This is a genomic window from Pseudomonas sp. NPDC086278 (genome assembly GCF_050280905.1).
In the GTDB taxonomy this organism is placed as follows: domain Bacteria; phylum Pseudomonadota; class Gammaproteobacteria; order Pseudomonadales; family Pseudomonadaceae; genus Aquipseudomonas.
Map to the genome: position 1 here is coordinate 1 of NZ_JBNNWE010000224.1, position 1,244 is coordinate 1,244.

The following is a 1,244-nucleotide window of genomic DNA, read 5'->3' on the forward strand; positions in this document are numbered from 1 at the left end:
TGAACTGGCCTAATGATTTTGGACACCTCAATCGGGCGCTATGATGGCGCCCAAATCTGAGGTGTTTGGATATGCGTAAATCTTATTCAAGTGAGTTCAAACTCAAGGCTGCCAGCATGGTGCTGGACGAGGGGCAGTCGGTTCCCGAGGTCTGTGCCAGTTTGGATCTTGGCCCTACGGCCTTGCGCCGCTGGGTCGATCAGGTTCGCAAGGAACGCTTGGGCTCGACTCCGGTGGGAGCCAAGGCGATTACCGCGGATCAGCGAGAGATTCAGGAACTTAAAGCCTTGCTCAGGCAAAGAGACCGGGATATCGAAATCCTAAAAAAAGCCAGTGCTCTCCTGCTTTTGGACGCCAAAGATCACTCTCGTTGATCTGTGAGCTGGGCGAGCAGTACGGCGTTAACGATTGCTGTCGTGTGTTCGGAATAAACCGCAGTAGCTTTTACGCATGGCGTCAGCGCCAAGGCAAAGTGAGCCCTAAGCGAGAGAAGCTCAAGGCCATGCTGGTCAAGCACCACAAGGCGTCGAGAGAGTCTGCGGGCGCTCGTACCTTGGCTAAACAGCTGCAAGCTGGCGGGCATGATGTCGGGCGGTTCATGGCTCGCAGCTTGATGCGAGAAGCAGGCATTGTCAGCCGTCAACGCCGGCGCCATAAGTACAAGTCACCCGGCGTGGAAGCTTTGGTGGCACCGCATGTGCTCAAACGCAAGTTTGATGTTACGGCGGTCAATCAGGTGTGGTGTGGGGACGTGACGTACATCAAAGTCGGCAAGCGCTGGCTGTATTTCGCGGCGGTTCTGGACTTGTTCGCTCGCCGGATTGTGGGCTGGTCATTTTCGATGATCTCCGATGCCACGCTGACCTGCGAAGCCCTGCGGATGGCGATTGAACTACGCGGTCGGCCAAAAGACGTACTGTTTCACTCCGACCAAGGTTGCCAGTACACCAGCCATAAATTCAGAAATGAACTGCTGGAATATGGACTCCGGCAGAGCATGAGCCGTAAAGGCGAATGCTGGGACAACGCTGCGATGGAGCGTTTCTTTGGAAGTTTGAAATCAGAGTGGGTGCCAGAAGCAGGCTACGGATCGGAACATGAGGCCCGAGCGGATGTGCAGCGCTATGTATCGCGCTACAACATCACCAGGCCGCATAGCTACAACGACTATCGGTCACCAGTCGCCAGGGAGAAGTTGGCGGCGTGAAACCTTAATCGGTGTCCAAGATTACTTGACCAGTTCA

The 1,244-nt window shown here is 55.1% G+C and carries 2 protein-coding genes; both read left to right on the forward strand.

Annotated features, from left to right (window positions below; translation table 11 throughout):
* Positions 1 to 71 precede the first annotated feature (71 nt).
* Positions 72 to 374: a transposase gene (locus ACQKP4_RS29150; RefSeq protein WP_427637448.1), complete on the forward strand. Its 303-nt coding sequence runs from the start codon at positions 72 to 74 to the stop codon at positions 372 to 374.
* Positions 371 to 1,207 carry an IS3 family transposase gene (locus tag ACQKP4_RS29155; RefSeq protein ID WP_427637450.1) on the forward strand — a complete coding sequence of 279 codons (837 nt, stop codon included), beginning with the start codon at positions 371 to 373 and terminating at the stop codon, positions 1,205 to 1,207. The genes ACQKP4_RS29150 and ACQKP4_RS29155 overlap by 4 nt, the downstream gene beginning before the upstream one ends.
* The last annotated feature ends 37 nt before the right edge of the window (positions 1,208 to 1,244 follow it).

Bases quoted from the DNA above. Each gene is read 5' to 3' on its own strand.
- ACQKP4_RS29150 (WP_427637448.1), top strand. From the start codon at position 72: ATGCGTAAATCTTATTCAAGTGAGTTCAAACTCAAGGCTGCCAGCATG.